This window comes from uncultured Algibacter sp. (genome assembly GCF_947487605.1).
Lineage (GTDB): Bacteria > Bacteroidota > Bacteroidia > Flavobacteriales > Flavobacteriaceae > Algibacter_D.
The window spans coordinates 297,943-315,578 of sequence record NZ_CANKXK010000001.1 but is presented as its reverse complement, the minus strand read 5'-3'; the positions used below and the strand labels follow the sequence as shown (position 1 = coordinate 315,578).

The following is a 17,636-nucleotide window of genomic DNA, read 5'->3' as shown; positions in this document are numbered from 1 at the left end:
TACATGATTTATTTACTTTAATAATAGGCAGCTCCCTATTTTCCCTCAATATCACTAATATGATGCTCTAAAGCTTTTACCGAAATTTGAATTTCAACAATTAAAAGCCCTAGAGATATAATTAGAAAAATTAAAGCCAATCCAAATACCCAAATAGCAATGGTGTTCTGGTCTATGTAAATTAAAAACATGGTAAGTACACAAAGTAATAGGCTACTTATTCCAAAAATTTGCATTGAGCGCGTTAGGTAAAGACGTTTTTTTATATTCTTTATTTGTTCAATTAAAATGGAATCATTCTTTTGTAAATACTTATCATGTAAACTGCGTATAACAGAGGCGTACGCTAGAAACCTATTGGTGTAAGCTAGCATAATTAAAGATATTGCCGAAAATAAAAGAGCGGGCGTTGTAAGCGTTAATTCTTCCATGAAAATAACTTGTTGTCTGAAACGACTAAGTTATATAATTAATCAAGAAATTTCATTTTGAATTTGGCATTTTTAAATGGGAATTTTATCTTTCGTTGATGCAAGAAGATTTTTTACATTATCTGTGGAAGTATAAAAAAATGAAAATAAACCTGCTTAAAACTACACAAGAAGAATCGGTAGTTATTAAGTCGGTAGGGGAGCATAATCACAATACAGGTCCCGATTTCTTTAACGCACAATTACAAATAGGAAATCAACTTTGGGCAGGAAACTTAGAAATTCATGTAAAATCATCCGATTGGTTTGTACATAACCATGAGCAGGACAAGGCTTATGATAATGTTATACTGCATGTGGTTTGGGAACACGATACAGAAGTTTTTAGAAGCGATAATTCGCAAATACCAACATTACAATTAAAAGACTTTGTGCAGAAGGACATTTTAAAAAAATATGAAAAGCTGTTTTCTAAACAAGGTAAATGGATTAATTGTGAGAATGATTTTGGAATTATTGATGACTTCCTCTTAAAAAATTGGCTAGAGCGATTATATTTTGAACGTTTAGAAAGAAAATCGAAAACTATTGAGTTGCTTTTACAAGATTCAAAAAATGATTGGGAAGCAGTTTTGTTTAAAATGTTGGCTAAAAATTTTGGGCTTAAGGTTAATGGAGAATCGTTTTTTAGTTTAGCGAAATCTATAGATTTTTCAATAATAAGAAAAGTGCAAACCAATCAAAAAACTTTAGAATCTTTATTGTTGGGGCAGGCAGGATTATTGGATAGTGATATTCAAGATGCCTACTATTTAAGTTTGGTAAAAGATTTTCAGTTTTTAAAGCAGAAATTTAATTTAAAAAATAGTCAAGTATTACCTATTGATTTTTTCAGATTGCGACCATCAAATTTCCCAACAATTCGCTTATCGCAACTAGCAAGTTTATATTACAAACACCAAAATTTGTTTTCTAGAATTATTGAATACAATAATGTTAAAGATTTTTACGAATTGTTTAAGGTTTCGGCATCAACATTTTGGAGTTCACATTATACGTTTCAGAAAGTGTCAAAAACATCAACAAAAACAATAACAAAATCATTTATAGACTTGATTTTAATTAATACCATTTTGCCCATAAAATTCTGTTATGCAAAGCAAAAAGGAATGGAGATTGAGTTAAGTGATCGTATTGTTAAAATAGCTTCAGAAATAGCTTCAGAAAAAAATAGTATTATTGATGCTTTTAATAAATTAAAAAAAGTGTCTAAATCTTCCTTAGAATCTCAGGCACTAATTCAGCTAAAAACAGAATATTGTAATAAAAATAACTGTTTAAAATGTGCAGTGGGTAATTCACTTTTAAACAAATAAACTTTTAAACAAATAAACTTAGTGTTAAATTGCGGCATGAACAACATCTACAAACCATTACTTTTTTTTCAAAAACATGGGTACTATGTATGTCAGCGAATTGCCGATAGATTAGGTATTCGAGCAAAAGTGGTAAGAACATCATTCATGTATCTCACTTTTGTTACAGTTGGTTTTGGTTTTGCTTTATATTTATTTTTAGCTTTTTGGATGCGAATTAAAGACTTAGTTTATACCAAACGTTCATCTGTATTTGATTTATGAATCCAATAATTCGATTTTTTAGAACTAAAATATATACAGCCGTATTTTTATTGGTTGTTATCATGCTAATAGGTGTTATTGGTTATATCATGATTTCTGGCTATACATGGATTGATGCTTTGTATATGACCGTTATAACCATGACAACTGTTGGTTTTGGAGAAGTAGTACCACTAGATGATGAATCAAAAATTTTCACAATTTTTTTAATTTTAGCAAGTGTTGTAATTGTTGGTTATGCACTTTCCATTATTACTGAATATATTTTAAGTAAAGATCATATTGAAGAATTAAAACATAAAAAGATGCAAAAGAAAATAGATGATTTTAAAAATCATGTGATTGTTTGCGGTTACGGAAGAAACGGTAAACAAACAGTTAGAAAGTTATCTGCTCATAATAGATCCTTTGTTGTTGTTGAAAAGAATAAAGAAATGGAAGAACGTTTGCAACTAGATAATGTGCCATATGTTATAGGAAATGCAAACGAAGATGATGTGCTTTTACAAGCAGGAGTTGATAGAGCGTCAAATTTTATTTCGGCACTACCAAGTGATGCCGATAATTTGTTTGTAGTGTTATCTGCAAGGCAAATGAATAAAAACATAAATATTATTAGTCGAGCATCTCAAGAATCATCCTATGATAAGCTAAAGTTTGCGGGAGCAAATAATGTTATTCTACCAGATAAAATAGGTGGCGATCATATGGCATCTTTAGTTGTTGTTCCTGGTTTAATGGAGTTTATAGATAATTTGTCTATTGTAGGAAAGTCAAATATTAACATTGAAGAAGTGGCTGTAGAAAAATTATATAAGAATAATGGTATTAGAACAATACGAGATTTAGATCTTAGAAAGAAAACGGGTTGTACCGTAATTGGCTACAAAGACGAAAAAGGAGAATATACAGTAAACCCAGAGGCAGATTTAGAGCTTGCAGCCAATTCTAAAATTATAATTTTAGGAAAGCCAGAGCAGGTAGAAGCATTAAATTCTGAATACAATATAGAATAGAGGATCCTTACTATTTAACAATTATTTTTTTTAAATAATCAATTATTTTTAGCATCTTGCTAACTTTAATAAAGATTTTTCCATAAACACTAATTAACTTAAAATTCTCATGAAGAAACATCTTCTTTCAATTTTCACATTAATATTTCCATTTTTAACATTTGCACAGGAAACTGTAGAAAAAGGAATTGACCAAATAATAGATGAAAAATTTGGTGCAGCCACAGGATGGTTTGTTAATTTTATTTTTTATAAGATTCCTTTTGGTGAAGAAGTTCAAGTTTATTGGGTGTTATTCCCTTTAATTCTTGGAGCGACCTATTTCACATTTTATTTTAAGCTGATAAATTTTACAGGGTTTTGGACTTCTATAAATATTGTTAGAGGGAAATATGACGATTTAGAAGAAAGAAAAGATCATAAAGTAGAAATTTCAAAGTCGAAATTCACAGATGAAGAAGATAACCCAGATACTATAAGAATTGAAGGGCATGAAGGCGAAGTTTCTCATTTTCAAGCCTTAACAGCGGCATTATCTGCTACTGTTGGTTTAGGTAATATTGCTGGCGTTGCAATAGCAGTGTCTATTGGTGGTGCTGGAGCAACCTTTTGGATGATTGTTGCAGGCCTTTTAGGAATGGCATCAAAATTTGTAGAGTGTACTTTGGGAGTTAAATATCGAGATATTGAAGATGATGGAACGGTATACGGAGGTCCTATGTATTATTTAACAAAAGGATTAAAGTCAAAAGGGTTTACCAGATTGGGTAAAGTTTTAGCTGCCTTATTTGCGATTTTTGTAATTGGTGGTTCTTTTGGTGGAGGAAATATGTTTCAAGTTAATCAAGCATTTCAATTAGTTGAAAATATTACTGGAGGAGAAAGTTCCTTTTTACATGGTAAAGGTTGGTTGTTTGGTATAATTATGGCTGTTTTTGTTGGTATCGTAATAATTGGAGGTATTAAAAAAATAGCTAAGGTAACAGATAAAATTGTACCTTTTATGGTTGTTATTTATGTAGTAGCATCGTTATTTGTAATATTTGCAAACTATACCATGATTGGAGACGCCTTTCTTCAAATTTTTAATGGTGCCTTTAGCCCAGAAGGAGTAGCTGGTGGTGCTATTGGAGTCTTGGTTCAAGGATTTAGGCGAGCAGCTTTTTCAAATGAAGCTGGTGTAGGATCTGCATCAATAGCGCATTCTGCTGTTAAAACGAAATATGCTGCTAGTGAAGGAATGGTTGCTTTGTTAGAACCTTTTATTGATACTGTTGTAGTTTGTACCATGACAGCTTTGGTGCTTATTATTACTGGAAATGTTACCGCAGAGAACGCTTCATTAAACGATGCGCAAGCTATATTATTAACATCAGGTGCTTTTGAATCTGCTATTTCTTGGTTCCCGTATGTTCTAACGATAGCAGTTGTATTATTTGCATTTAGCACCATGATTTCTTGGTCTTATTATGGTTTCCAAGGATGGGCTTATTTGTTTGGAAGAACTAAAAAAATGGAATACACTTATAAATTACTATTTTGTGTATTCGTTGTAATTGGTGCTGCTGCAAGTTTAGGCTCTGTAATAGGATTCTCTGATGCCATGATATTTGCTATGATGGTTCCGAATATGATAGGACTTGTAATATTGGCTCCAAAAGTTAAAGATGAGCTTAATAAATATTTAAAAGCCATTAAAGACCTTAAAACATAAAAGATAAAAAAATAAAATGCGAAAATTTAAATCCCATTTCACGTTTTCAAAAAAACAACGAAATGGGATTTTTTTATTATTGCTACTTATAATAATTGGACAGTGCGTTTATTTTTTTATTGATTTATCTTCAGAAAAAATTCAAGTAAACAAAGATTTGCTTACCGAGTATAAAAATGAAATGGACTCGTTACGACTGGCATCTATTGAAAATAGAAAGCCAAAAATATATCCGTTCAACCCAAATTATATAACAGATTTTAAAGGATCAAACTTAGGAATGACTAATGAAGAAATTGATAGGTTGCTTCAATATAGAAAACAAAACAAGTGGATAAATTCGGTTAATCAATTTCAGGAAGTTACCAAAGTTTCAGATTCTTTGCTTAATGTTATTTCACCATATTTTAAATTCCCAGAATGGGTATTACACCCAGTTACAGCAACAAGTTGGAATAGTGAAAAGAAGTATAACAATAAACAAAAAGCCTACGCACAAAAACAAGATTTAAATACTGCCACAGCAAAGCAACTTCAAAAAGTAAACGGTATTGGCGAATATTATTCTGAACGTATAATAAAATTCAGAAATAAATTTGCTGGAGGTTTTATTGCGGACGTTCAGTTATATGATGTGTATGGTTTATCACCAGAGGTTATTGAAAGTATTACCAACCATTTTACCGTAAAAACTCCTAGAAAAATAGATAAGATTAGTTTAAATAAAGCAACTATAGAAGAGTTGGTAACTATTCAGCATATAGATTACGATTTGGCACATCAAATTATAGAACAACGCCAGTTAAGAGAGGGTTATAAATCCTTTGATGAATTAAGAAAAGTTAAAGGCTTTCCAATAAATAAAATCGAGATAATTAAATTATATTTGCATCTTGAAAAAGAATAAAGATGAATAACATTTACTTCACCGAAGAACACAATCTTTTTAGAAAAAGCCTTCAACATTTTTTAAAGAAAGAAGTTGTTCCATATATAGATACTTGGGAAAAAACAGGTGTAATTGATAGGTTTATTTGGAAAGAGTTTGGTGAAATGGGCTTCTTTGGTATTAATTACCCCGAGGCATATGGTGGAATGAATTTAGATTTATTTTATACCGTAATATTACTTGAAGAACTACAAAAAGTTAACTCAGGTGGCTTTGCAGCAGCAATATGGGCACATGTTTATTTAGCAATGACGCATCTTAGTGTTGAAGGAAATGAAGATATAAAACAACGCTATTTAGTGCCAAGTATTACTGGAGATAAGATAGGGTGTCTCTGTGTTACCGAACCTTTTGGAGGGAGTGATGTTGCAGGTATGAGAACAACAGCTGTAAAAGACGGTGATAGTTATATAATTAATGGTTCTAAAACTTTTATTACTAACGGGGTGTATAGCGATTACTTGGTAGTTGCTGCAAAAACTAATCCTGAATTAGGAAATAAAGGCGTAAGTATGTTTGTTATTGACAGAGATATGAAAGGCGTATCGGCAACCAAATTGGATAAATTAGGTTGGCGAGCATCAGACACGGGTGAAATAGCTTTCGATAATGTTAAAGTTCCAGTAGGTAATTTGTTGGGCGAGGAGAATAAAGGATTTTCATATATCGTTCAGCACTTTTCTTTAGAACGTTTAATTATGGGCGTTAATGCACATGCTCGTGCCGAATATGCCCTAGAGTATGCATTAAAATACATGTCTGAGCGTGTAGCCTTTGGTAAAACAATCGATAAATTTCAAGCACTAAGGCATTCTATCGCAGAATTATATGCAGATATGGAAATATGTAAAAATTACAATTATGCTGTAACTGCAAGATTAGAGAAAGGAGACTATGTTGTTAAGGAAGCAACCATATCTAAGCTTAAATCTACTAAAATGGCTGATGATGTTATATATCAATGTCTACAGTTTTTAGGAGGCTATGGCTATATGGAAGATTATCCAATGGCTAGATTGTTAAGAGATAGCCGATTAGGACCAATAGGAGGTGGGACTTCTGAAATACTCCGAGAAATTATATCTAAAATTATAATTGATAAAAAAGAGTATAAGCCAGCTACTTAAAATAATTTTCAATTATAATTGATAATTAACAATTGTTATTATATTTGCACCCGAAAAATCTAAAAGAGAGGAGGTTAAGACACTATGTTAATAATTCCAGTTAAAGATGGAGAAAATATAGATAGAGCATTAAAGCGTTACAAACGAAAGTTTGTAAAAACAACGCTTAAAAATCAGTTGCAAGAACGCAAGCAGTTTACCAAACCTTCAGTTGCACGTAGAGCGCAAGAAAAAAAAGCGCAATACATTCAAACATTAAGAGATGCAGAAGAAGTATAACAGATTCTAAAATTAAATAGTATTAAATTCCCGCCTAGCGGGAATTTTTTTTGCAATGTATTTAATGATTTTATAGTTGCACTATTAACCATAATCATTTAACTTTAAACTTTTAATACTTTAAATGTCATTAAAATCATTTACAGATTATTTGCTAATTGAAAAGAATTATTCGGTGTTAACCGTAAATGCTTATAAAAATGATATACAAAGTTTTTCTGAATTCATAAAAGAAGTATACCAATCAAGTAGTATTAGCCATGTTAATTACCCACAAATAAGAAGGTGGATTGTTTCATTGGTTGAAAAAGAAATATCAAACCGAAGTATAAACAGAAAAATTTCGGCATTAAATACGTATTATAAGTTTCTTTTGAAAATAGGTGACATCGAGTTAAATCCCTTAGCGAAGCATAAAGCTTTAAAAACTAGTAAAAAAATTCAAGTACCCTTTTCAGAAAAAGAAATAGAGTCCGTTTTGGATTATTTGCAATTTGATAATAGTTTTGAAGGTGTAAGAGATCGATTAATTATTGAATTATTTTATTCTACTGGCATAAGACGTATAGAGTTGGTAGATTTAAAATTAACTAGTATTAATTTTCAGAATAAAACGTTAAAAGTATTAGGAAAAAGAAATAAGGAACGGATTGTTCCGTTATTAGAATCTACAGTAAAATCGATGCATACTTATTTAGAGTTTAGAAGAAAGTTAGAACGTATTAAAGATTCAGATAAGTTGTTTCTAACAAAAAAAGGAATTAAAATATACGAAACTCTTGTTTACAGAATAATAAATGATTATTTTAGTATAGCATCTTCAAAAGTAAAAAAGAGCCCACATATATTAAGACACTCTTTTGCTACACATTTGCTAAATCAAGGTGCCGATTTAAATGCTGTAAAAGAACTTCTAGGACATTCAAGTTTAGCTGCTACACAAGTTTATACACATAATAGTATTGCAGAGTTAAAGAAAGTGCATGTTAATGCGCATCCAAGAAGTAAAAAATAGTAATGAAAATTATTGTCTAACCAAAAAGTAGAAGTATGAAAGTAAACACACAATCAGTTAATTTTAATGCTGATCAAAAACTCTTAGATTTTATTCAAAAGCGCATGGATAAGTTAGATTTGTTCTATGATAAAGTTATTAAATCAGACGTTTATTTGAAAGTTGAAAACACTAGCGATAAAGAAAACAAGATTTTTGAAGCACGTTTAAGTGTGCCTGGAGATAGTTTGGTAGTAAAAAAGCAATGTAAAAGCTTTGAAGAAGGGACTGATATGGCAGTTTCTTCACTTGAAAGGCAACTTAAAAAGCGAAAAGAAAAATTAAGAACATATTTATAGTAAAATTTTTCAAAAAATGTTTTGAATAAAAAAATAAATATATACATTTGCAGTCCGTTAGAAATAGCGGGCTTTTTTTATGCGAAAAAAGTGAAAAAAAGCCGATGTAGCTCAGCTGGCTAGAGCAGCTGATTTGTAATCAGCAGGTCGTGGGTTCGAGTCCCTCCATCGGCTCTAAAAAAAGTCTAAAAAAAGCAATAGCAATTTTTAGCAATGTTCTTTAAAATTGGGGAGATACTCAAGCGGCCAACGAGGGCAGACTGTAAATCTGCTGACTACGTCTTCGCAGGTTCGAATCCTGCTCTCCCCACAAAATATTGAAAACCTTCAACTTGTAATATAGTTGTAAATAATGCGAGAGTAGCTCAGTTGGTAGAGCGTCAGCCTTCCAAGCTGAATGTCGCCGGTTCGAACCCGGTCTCTCGCTCTAAGCGAATGTCGTCACGCCAAAAGCGTGATCTCTCGCTCTAAAATTCCTGCGAAGGCAGGAATCTCTTCTTTCAATTGATATAACCTTATGTATAGGTTATTTGAAAGAAAAGGAAATAAAAACTTTACGCCGGTGTAGCTCAGGGGTAGAGCGTTTCCTTGGTAAGGAAGAGGTCACGAGTTCAAATCTCGTCATTGGCTCTATATTAGAGTTTAAAATAGAATACACTAATATTATTATATAACTAAGATTAAATTATTAAAAAAACATGGCAAAGGCAACTTTCGATCGTTCAAAACCACACTTAAATATTGGTACAATTGGACACGTAGATCACGGTAAAACAACTTTAACTGCTGCTATTACTAAAGTATTAGCTGATGCAGGTTTCTCAGAAGCAAGATCATTTGATCAAATTGATAACGCTCCAGAAGAAAAAGAAAGAGGTATAACAATTAATACTTCACACGTAGAATATCAAACAGCAAATCGTCATTACGCACACGTTGACTGTCCAGGTCACGCCGATTACGTAAAGAACATGGTAACTGGAGCTGCGCAAATGGATGGTGCAATATTAGTTGTTGCTGCTACAGATGGTCCAATGCCACAAACTCGTGAGCATATCTTATTAGGTCGTCAAGTAGGTATTCCTCGTATCGTTGTATTCATGAATAAAGTGGATATGGTTGATGATGAAGAATTACTTGAATTAGTTGATATGGAAATTAGAGATTTATTATCTTTCTATGAGTATGATGGAGATAATGGACCTGTAGTATCTGGTTCTGCTTTAGGAGCACTTAATGGTGAGCAAAAATGGGTTGATACTGTATTGGAATTAATGAAAGCTTGTGATGAGTGGATTGAAGAGCCAGTACGTGATATGGATAAGCCATTCTTAATGCCTATTGAAGATGTGTTCTCAATTACAGGTCGTGGTACTGTTGCAACTGGTCGTATTGAGACTGGTGTAGCAAACACAGGAGATCCTGTTGAGATTATTGGTATGGGTGCTGAGAAATTAACATCTACTATTACTGGTATCGAAATGTTCCGTCAAATATTAGATAGAGGTGAAGCTGGAGATAATGCAGGTATCTTATTAAGAGGTATTGAGAAATCTCAAATCTCAAGAGGTATGGTAATTACTAAGCCAGGTTCTGTAACTCCACATAAAAACTTCAAAGCTGAGGTTTATATCTTGAAAAAAGAAGAAGGTGGACGTCACACACCTTTCCATAACAACTACCGTCCACAGTTTTACGTTCGTACAACTGATGTAACAGGAAATATTGCACTTCCTTCAGGAGTTGAAATGGTTATGCCTGGAGATAACTTAACGATTACTGTTGAGTTAATTCAGCCAATTGCAATGAACGTAGGTTTACGTTTCGCTATCCGTGAAGGTGGTAGAACAGTTGGTGCAGGTCAAGTAACTGAGATTTTAGACTAAACAATAGTTTAATGTAAATAAAGAGTCAAGGTATCATGCTTAAAAGCGTGATGCCTTTTGACTTATATTTACGAGTTTAGCTCATTACAGATAACTATCTGGAAGTTGAGCAAAATTCAAATACGGGTTTAGCTCAGTTGGTAGAGCACTGGTCTCCAAAACCAGGTGTCGGGAGTTCGAGTCTCTCAACCCGTGCAAGTATAGTACGAGACGAGAAGTTTATGCTGAGCGCAGACGAAGTAAGTCTTTCAACCCGTGCTAATAAATTGGAGACAAAGAGTTTCTCAATAAGTTTACACTAAGTGAAATTAAAGTGTATAATAAAAAATAGATAAATGGCTGGATTTGTAAATTACATAAAAGAATCATTTGGAGAGTTAAAGAATAATGTGACCTGGACTCCATGGGCAGAAGCACAACGTTTAACGGTTTTAGTAGCCGTATTCTCAATTATTTTTTCTCTTGCTATTTGGGGAGTTGATACAGTTTTCAGTAAAATTATAACACTATACTTTGATTGGATTAACGGTTAAAAACAAATTTATGTCAGAAGTAAGTGAAAAAAAATGGTACGTTGTTAGGGCTGTAAGTGGTCAAGAAAATAAGATTAAGACTTATATAGAGAATGAAATAGCTCGTTTAGGTCTTCAAGATTATGTAGATCAGGTATTAGTTCCAACAGAACGTGTTATACAAATTCGAAATGGAAAAAAAGTGCACAAAGAAAAAGTGTTTTTTCCAGGTTATATAATGGTGCAAGCTAATTTGACAGGTGAAGTTCCTCATATTATTAGATCGGTGACTAATGTTATTGGTTTTTTAGGGGAAACAAAAGGAGGAGATCCAGTGCCGCTAAGACAATCTGAAGTTAACAGAATGTTAGGTAAAGTTGACGAATTATCTGTTGAAGAAAGTGCTAATGTAGCGATACCTTTTACTAAAGGAGAAACAGTTAAAGTTATTGATGGTCCATTTAACGGGTTTGATGGAACGATTGAAAAAATAAATGAAGAAAAGCGTAAACTTGAAGTAATGGTTAAAATTTTCGGAAGAAAAACACCATTAGAGTTAAGTTATATGCAAGTTGAAAAAGTATAATAGTGTTACATTATATAGGTGAGTCTTTCGCTTCCAAAAGAAAGATAACATCAAAAAATTAAATTATTAAAAATGGCAAAAGAATTAGGTAAAGTAGTTAAGTTACAAGTTCGGGGAGGTGCTGCGAATCCATCGCCACCGGTTGGACCCGCTTTAGGAGCTGCAGGTGTTAACATCATGGAGTTCTGTAAGCAATTCAATGCCAGAACCCAAGATAAAGCTGGTAAAGTATTACCAGTGGTTATATCTGTTTACAAAGACAAATCATTTGACTTTGTAATTAAAACTCCACCAGCAGCAGTTCAATTATTAGAATCTGCTAAGGTGAAGAAAGGGTCTGGAGAGCCAAACCGAAAAAAAGTAGCTAAAGTATCTTGGGATCAGGTTAAAACCATCGCAGAAGACAAAATGGTAGATTTAAATGCATTTACAATAGAGTCTGCTATGAAAATGGTTGCTGGAACAGCAAGATCGATGGGAATAACTGTAACAGGAAAATTTCCATCTTAATCGATTAAAGACATTATAAAATGGCAAGATTAACAAAAAAGCAAAAAGAAGCTTTAGCGAAAATAGAAAAAGGAAAAATCTATTCTCTTGATGAAGCGTCTTCATTAATTAAAGAGATTACCAATACTAAATTTGATGCATCTGTTGATTTAGCAGTCCGTTTAGGAGTAGATCCTCGTAAAGCAAATCAGATGGTTAGAGGTGTGGTTTCATTGCCACATGGTACTGGTAAAGACATGAAAGTATTAGCATTAGTTACACCAGATAAAGAAGCCGAAGCTAAAGAAGCGGGTGCTGATTACGTAGGTTTAGACGAGTACCTTGAAAAAATTAAAGGTGGTTGGACAGACGTTGATGTTATCGTTACTATGCCAAGTGTTATGGGTAAGTTAGGTCCTTTAGGACGTGTATTAGGTCCTCGTGGTTTAATGCCTAACCCAAAGACTGGAACTGTAACTATGGATGTTGCTAAAGCTGTAGCCGAAGTAAAAGCTGGTAAAATTGACTTTAAAGTTGATAAGACTGGTATTGTACATGCGGCTATTGGTAAAGCATCATTTAGTGCTGATAAAATTGCGGGTAACGCAAATGAATTATTAACTACATTAATGAAACTGAAACCGACAACAGCTAAGGGAACTTATGTAAAAAGCATATTTATGTCTTCTACAATGAGTCCAAGTTTAGCTATTGATCCTAAAATTGGTTAATTAGGTTAAAACTTTAAATTATGACAAGAGAAGAAAAATCGCAAGTAATTCAAGACTTAACTGCACAATTGACTGATAATGCAAATATCTATTTAACAGATATTTCAGGGTTAAATGCAGGTACTACGTCAGATTTACGTCGTGCTGCTTTTAAGGCAAACGTACAAATGGCAGTTGTTAAAAATACATTACTTGAAAAAGCAATGGAAGCTTCAGACAAAGAATTTGGAGAACTTCCTACGGTTTTAAAAGGCAATACTTCAGTAATGTATTCTGAAACTGGTAACGCACCAGCTAAAGTAATTAAAGCTTTCAGAAAAAAATCTGAGAAGCCTTTATTAAAGGGAGCGTTTATCGAAGAAGCTATATACATTGGTGATGACCAATTAGACATGTTAGTAGATATCAAATCTAAAGAAGAATTGATAGGAGAGATTGTTGGATTATTACAGTCTCCTGCTAAAAATGTTATTTCTGCACTTAAATCAGGTGGAGGAACAATAGCAGGTATTATTAAAACATTATCCGAAAAAGAAGGATAATCAAAAGAGTACGCACTTTATTACAATTATATTAAAATTAAAAATTTATTAAAACGATAGAAAAATGGCAGATTTAAAAGATTTCGCAGAACAATTAGTTAACCTTACTGTAAAAGAAGTAAACGAGTTAGCAACTATATTAAAAGATGAGTATGGTATCGAGCCTGCTGCTGCTGCTGCAGTTGCTGTTGCTGGTCCTGCTGGAGGTGGAGAAGCTGAAGAAGCTCAAACCGAATTTGATGTTATTTTAAAAGCAGCAGGTGGTTCTAAATTAGCTGTTGTAAAATTAGTTAAAGAATTAACTGGTTTAGGATTAAAAGAAGCTAAAGGTTTAGTTGATGAAGCACCAAGTGCTATCAAAGAAGCTGTATCTAAAGATGAAGCAGAAGCTTTAAAAGCATCTTTAGAAGAAGCTGGAGCTGAGGTTGAGCTTAAGTAAGCTTAACAACTCAAAAACATAAAGGTTTAGGTCTGGAGAATGTTCTTCAAGACCTAAACCATTTTGCGTATATAATGATTACATACGCTATAACTATTTTTTTTAATCAAAATTCCGTCCATTGATGTTATCAACACAAGCCGAAAGATTAAATTTCTCTTCTATAGTAAATAGAACAGAATATCCAGATTTCTTGGATATTCAGATAAAATCCTTTCAGGATTTTTTCCAATTAGAAACTAAATCTGAAGAAAGAGGAGATGAAGGTCTATATAATACCTTCATGGAAAATTTCCCTATTACAGATTCTCGTAATCAATTTGTTTTAGAATTTTTAGATTACTTCGTAGATCCGCCAAGGTATGCTATTGATGAGTGTATTGAGCGAGGACTTACATACAGTGTTCCTTTAAAAGCAAGGTTAAAGTTATATTGTACAGACCCTGAACATGAAGATTTCGAAACCATTGTTCAAGATGTGTACTTAGGAACTATACCTTACATGACACCAAGTGGTACATTTGTTATCAATGGTGCAGAACGTGTTGTAGTATCGCAATTACACAGATCTCCAGGTGTATTCTTTGGTCAATCATTTCATGCTAATGGAACAAAATTATACTCTGCAAGGGTAATTCCTTTTAAAGGTTCTTGGATAGAATTTGCTACAGATATCAATCAGGTAATGTATGCATACATCGATAGAAAGAAAAAGTTACCAGTTACAACTTTGTTTAGAGCTATTGGTTTTGAACGCGATAAAGATATCTTAGAGATTTTTGATTTAGCTGAAGAGGTTAAAGTATCAAAATCTGGATTAAAAAAATACTTAGGAAGAAAATTAGCAGCTCGTGTATTAAATACATGGCATGAGGATTTTGTTGATGAAGACACGGGTGAAGTAGTATCAATAGAACGTAACGAAATTGTACTTGATCGTGATACTATTCTCGATAAAGAAAATATTGAAGAAATTCTTGAAGCTGGTGTTAAAACCATTCTTTTACATAAAGAAAGTGCAGAACAAGGTGACTATGCCATTATTCATAACACACTTCAAAAAGATCCAACAAACTCTGAAAAAGAGGCTGTTGAACATATTTATAGACAATTACGTAATGCTGAACCACCAGACGAGGAAACGGCTCGTGGTATTATAGATAAATTATTCTTTTCAGACCAACGTTACTCTCTTGGAGAAGTAGGTCGTTATAGAATGAATAAAAAATTAGGTCTTGATATTGGAATGGATAAGCAGGTGCTTACCAAAGAAGATATCATTACTATTATAAAATATTTAATTGAGCTTATTAACTCTAAAGCAGAGATTGATGATATTGATCACTTATCTAACCGTCGTGTACGTACAGTAGGAGAACAGTTATCATCTCAATTTGGTGTTGGTTTAGCACGTATGGCACGTACTATTCGTGAGCGTATGAACGTTCGTGATAACGAGGTATTTACACCAATAGATTTAATTAATGCCAAGACCTTATCGTCGGTAATTAATTCATTTTTTGGTACTAACCAATTATCTCAGTTCATGGATCAAACAAATCCATTGGCAGAGATTACTCATAAACGTCGTTTATCAGCATTAGGACCTGGAGGTTTATCCAGAGAAAGAGCAGGGTTCGAAGTACGTGATGTTCACTATACTCATTACGGAAGACTTTGTCCAATTGAAACACCAGAGGGACCGAATATTGGTTTAATATCGTCACTTTCTGTATTTGCTAAAGTGAATTCTATGGGATTCATCGAAACGCCTTATAGAAAAGTTGAAGATGGAGTTGTAGATATTAAAAACGCACCAACTTATTTAAGTGCAGAAGAGGAAGAAGAAAAATTAATTGCTCAAGCTACAGTTGAAGTAGATAGCGATGGTAAAATTCTTCATGATAAGGTAATTGCTCGTATGGAAGGTGACTTCCCAGTAATTGATCCAAAAGGATTACATTATACTGATGTAGCACCTAATCAAATTTCTTCAATTTCAGCATCTTTAATTCCTTTCTTAGAGCATGATGATGCAAATAGAGCTTTGATGGGGTCGAATATGATGCGTCAAGCAGTTCCATTATTATTACCTCAAGCACCAATTGTTGGTACTGGTTTAGAGCGTCAAGTAGCATCAGATTCTAGAGTATTAATTAATGCTGAAGGAACTGGAGAAGTATTGTATGTTGATGCTAATGAAATTAAAATAAAATACGAACGTACCGAAGATGAAGCTAAAGTAAGTTTTGATAGTGATATTAAAACTTATGAATTGGTGAAGTTTAGAAAAACAAATCAGGGTACTTCTATTAACCTTAAACCAATTGTGGTTAAAGGAGATAAAGTAGCGAAGGGTCAAGTTTTATGTGAAGGGTATGCAACTCAAAAAGGTGAGTTAGCACTTGGTAGAAATATGAAAGTTGCCTTTATGCCTTGGAAAGGGTATAACTTTGAGGATGCGATTGTAATTTCAGAAAAAGTAGTTCGTGAAGATATATTTACATCAATTCATATTGATGAATATTCTTTAGATGTTCGTGACACTAAATTAGGTAACGAAGAATTAACGAATGATATTCCAAACGTTTCTGAAGAGGCTACTAAAGATTTAGATGAAAATGGAATGATTCGCGTTGGTGCAGAAGTTAAACCTGGAGATATCTTAATAGGTAAGATAACACCAAAAGGAGAATCTGATCCAACTCCAGAAGAAAAATTATTACGTGCCATTTTTGGTGATAAAGCAGGCGATGTAAAAGATGCATCCTTAAAAGCATCACCTTCATTACACGGTGTTGTAATTGAGAAGAAATTATTTGCAAGAGCGGTAAAAGATAAACGTAAGAGAGCTCAAGATAAAGATGATATCTTACAATTAGAAGATATTTACGACGCGAAGTTTGATGAGTTAAAAGATGTTTTAATCGAAAAACTTTTCACCATTGTAAATGGAAAAACGGCTCAAGGTATTTTTAACGATTTAGGGGAAGAAGTATTACCAAAAGGTAAAAAATTCACACTTAAAATGTTAAATGCTGTTGATGATTATGCGCATTTAGTGTCTGGAAAATGGACAACAGATACACATACTAATCAATTAGTAGCAGATTTAATTCATAATTACAAGATTAAAGAAAACGACTTACAGGGTTCTTTACGTCGTGAGAAGTTTACTATTTCTGTAGGAGACGAATTACCAGCAGGTATTATTAAGCTAGCTAAAGTTTATATTGCAAAGAAGCGTAAACTTAAAGTTGGAGATAAAATGGCAGGTCGCCATGGTAACAAAGGTATTGTTGCTCGTATTGTTCGTCAAGAAGATATGCCATTCTTAGAAGATGGAACACCAGTTGATATTGTATTAAATCCTTTAGGTGTACCATCACGTATGAATATTGGTCAAATTTATGAAACTGTTCTTGGATGGGCAGGTCAAAAATTAAATCGTACTTATGCAACACCAATTTTTGATGGTGCAAATATCGATCAGATTAATGCCTTAACTGATGAAGCTGGTATTCCAAGATACGGACATACTTATTTATACGATGGAGGAACTGGTCAGCGTTTTGATCAACCAGCAACAGTTGGTGTAATTTACATGTTGAAACTAGGACACATGGTTGACGATAAAATGCACGCACGTTCTATTGGACCTTACTCATTAATCACGCAACAGCCTTTAGGTGGTAAAGCACAGTTTGGTGGTCAGCGTTTTGGTGAGATGGAAGTTTGGGCGCTGGAGGCTTATGGAGCATCAAGTACCTTACGTGAGATCTTAACTGTAAAATCTGATGATGTAATTGGAAGAGCTAAAACTTACGAAAGTATAGTTAAAGGAGAACCAATGCCGGATCCAGGATTGCCAGAATCATTCAATGTATTAATGCACGAATTGAAAGGTTTAGGATTAGACATTAGATTAGAGGAGTAGTAAAT

Annotated in this window: 18 protein-coding genes and 5 tRNA genes; 22 read left to right on the top strand and 1 reads right to left on the bottom strand. The window is 33.1% G+C overall.

Features of this window, described 5'->3' with window-relative positions; genetic code table 11:
- Positions 1 to 35: 35 nt before the first annotated feature.
- Positions 36 to 431, bottom strand: a complete 396-nt coding sequence (locus Q0739_RS01475) for a DUF2721 domain-containing protein (protein WP_298236916.1) — start codon at positions 429 to 431, stop codon at positions 36 to 38.
- 98 nt (positions 432 to 529) lie between these two features.
- On the opposite strand from Q0739_RS01475, the gene Q0739_RS01470 reads away from it, so the two are divergent.
- The 22 genes from Q0739_RS01470 to rpoB all read left to right on the top strand — a co-directional run bounded on the left by Q0739_RS01470 (position 530) and on the right by rpoB (position 17,631).
- Complete coding sequence (locus Q0739_RS01470) at positions 530 to 1,807, top strand: DUF2851 family protein (RefSeq protein WP_298236915.1); 1,278 nt, start codon at positions 530 to 532, stop codon at positions 1,805 to 1,807.
- Between the two features lie 36 nt (positions 1,808 to 1,843).
- Positions 1,844 to 2,071: a PspC domain-containing protein gene (locus Q0739_RS01465; RefSeq protein ID WP_298236914.1), complete on the top strand. Its 228-nt coding sequence runs from the start codon at positions 1,844 to 1,846 to the stop codon at positions 2,069 to 2,071.
- Positions 2,068 to 3,087: a potassium channel protein gene (locus Q0739_RS01460; protein WP_298236913.1), complete on the top strand. Its 1,020-nt coding sequence runs from the start codon at positions 2,068 to 2,070 to the stop codon at positions 3,085 to 3,087. The genes Q0739_RS01465 and Q0739_RS01460 overlap by 4 nt, the downstream gene beginning before the upstream one ends.
- A gap of 109 nt (positions 3,088 to 3,196) precedes the next feature.
- On the top strand, positions 3,197 to 4,801 hold the full coding sequence (locus tag Q0739_RS01455) for an alanine/glycine:cation symporter family protein (protein ID WP_298236912.1): 1,605 nt from the start codon (positions 3,197 to 3,199) through the stop codon (positions 4,799 to 4,801).
- Positions 4,802 to 4,817: 16 nt separating this feature from the next.
- Complete coding sequence (locus tag Q0739_RS01450) at positions 4,818 to 5,708, top strand: helix-hairpin-helix domain-containing protein (RefSeq protein ID WP_298236911.1); 891 nt, start codon at positions 4,818 to 4,820, stop codon at positions 5,706 to 5,708.
- Positions 5,709 to 5,710: 2 nt separating this feature from the next.
- A complete protein-coding gene (locus tag Q0739_RS01445; protein WP_298236910.1) occupies positions 5,711 to 6,877 on the top strand; it encodes an acyl-CoA dehydrogenase family protein in 1,167 nt (388 codons plus the stop codon).
- An 84-nt stretch (positions 6,878 to 6,961) separates the two neighbouring features.
- Positions 6,962 to 7,156 carry a 30S ribosomal protein S21 gene (gene rpsU, locus Q0739_RS01440; protein ID WP_298236909.1) on the top strand — a complete coding sequence of 65 codons (195 nt, stop codon included), beginning with the start codon at positions 6,962 to 6,964 and terminating at the stop codon, positions 7,154 to 7,156.
- A 124-nt stretch (positions 7,157 to 7,280) separates the two neighbouring features.
- Positions 7,281 to 8,171: a tyrosine-type recombinase/integrase gene (locus Q0739_RS01435; protein ID WP_298236908.1), complete on the top strand. Its 891-nt coding sequence runs from the start codon at positions 7,281 to 7,283 to the stop codon at positions 8,169 to 8,171.
- Positions 8,172 to 8,206: 35 nt separating this feature from the next.
- Positions 8,207 to 8,509, top strand: coding sequence for a ribosome-associated translation inhibitor RaiA (raiA, locus tag Q0739_RS01430; protein ID WP_298236907.1), 303 nt, complete (start codon positions 8,207 to 8,209; stop codon positions 8,507 to 8,509).
- 100 nt (positions 8,510 to 8,609) lie between these two features.
- Positions 8,610 to 8,683 (top strand) — tRNA-Thr (locus Q0739_RS01425).
- A 54-nt stretch (positions 8,684 to 8,737) separates the two neighbouring features.
- Positions 8,738 to 8,819 (top strand) — tRNA-Tyr (locus Q0739_RS01420).
- A gap of 44 nt (positions 8,820 to 8,863) precedes the next feature.
- Positions 8,864 to 8,936 (top strand) — tRNA-Gly (locus Q0739_RS01415).
- Positions 8,937 to 9,067: 131 nt separating this feature from the next.
- Positions 9,068 to 9,139: transfer RNA gene (locus tag Q0739_RS01410), tRNA-Thr, on the top strand.
- Between the two features lie 68 nt (positions 9,140 to 9,207).
- Positions 9,208 to 10,395, top strand: coding sequence for an elongation factor Tu (gene tuf / locus Q0739_RS01405; RefSeq protein ID WP_298236906.1), 1,188 nt, complete (start codon positions 9,208 to 9,210; stop codon positions 10,393 to 10,395).
- Positions 10,396 to 10,517: 122 nt separating this feature from the next.
- A tRNA-Trp gene (locus Q0739_RS01400) sits at positions 10,518 to 10,590 on the top strand.
- Positions 10,591 to 10,730: 140 nt separating this feature from the next.
- Positions 10,731 to 10,928 carry a preprotein translocase subunit SecE gene (secE, locus tag Q0739_RS01395; RefSeq protein ID WP_298236905.1) on the top strand — a complete coding sequence of 66 codons (198 nt, stop codon included), beginning with the start codon at positions 10,731 to 10,733 and terminating at the stop codon, positions 10,926 to 10,928.
- Between the two features lie 10 nt (positions 10,929 to 10,938).
- On the top strand, positions 10,939 to 11,493 hold the full coding sequence (gene nusG / locus Q0739_RS01390; protein ID WP_298236904.1) for a transcription termination/antitermination protein NusG: 555 nt from the start codon (positions 10,939 to 10,941) through the stop codon (positions 11,491 to 11,493).
- A 72-nt stretch (positions 11,494 to 11,565) separates the two neighbouring features.
- Positions 11,566 to 12,003 carry a 50S ribosomal protein L11 gene (rplK, locus tag Q0739_RS01385; RefSeq protein WP_189360534.1) on the top strand — a complete coding sequence of 146 codons (438 nt, stop codon included), beginning with the start codon at positions 11,566 to 11,568 and terminating at the stop codon, positions 12,001 to 12,003.
- Positions 12,004 to 12,023: 20 nt separating this feature from the next.
- The gene (gene rplA, locus Q0739_RS01380) at positions 12,024 to 12,713 is read left to right on the top strand and encodes a 50S ribosomal protein L1 (RefSeq protein WP_298236903.1); all 690 of its coding nucleotides are present in this window, start codon (positions 12,024 to 12,026) and stop codon (positions 12,711 to 12,713) included.
- 20 nt (positions 12,714 to 12,733) lie between these two features.
- On the top strand, positions 12,734 to 13,255 hold the full coding sequence (gene rplJ / locus Q0739_RS01375) for a 50S ribosomal protein L10 (protein WP_298236902.1): 522 nt from the start codon (positions 12,734 to 12,736) through the stop codon (positions 13,253 to 13,255).
- A 64-nt stretch (positions 13,256 to 13,319) separates the two neighbouring features.
- A complete protein-coding gene (gene rplL, locus Q0739_RS01370) occupies positions 13,320 to 13,694 on the top strand; it encodes a 50S ribosomal protein L7/L12 (protein ID WP_298236901.1) in 375 nt (124 codons plus the stop codon).
- A gap of 124 nt (positions 13,695 to 13,818) precedes the next feature.
- Positions 13,819 to 17,631 (top strand): DNA-directed RNA polymerase subunit beta, encoded by a 3,813-nt coding sequence (rpoB, locus tag Q0739_RS01365; protein ID WP_298237069.1) that lies wholly within the window; start codon positions 13,819 to 13,821, stop codon positions 17,629 to 17,631.
- The last annotated feature ends 5 nt before the right edge of the window (positions 17,632 to 17,636 follow it).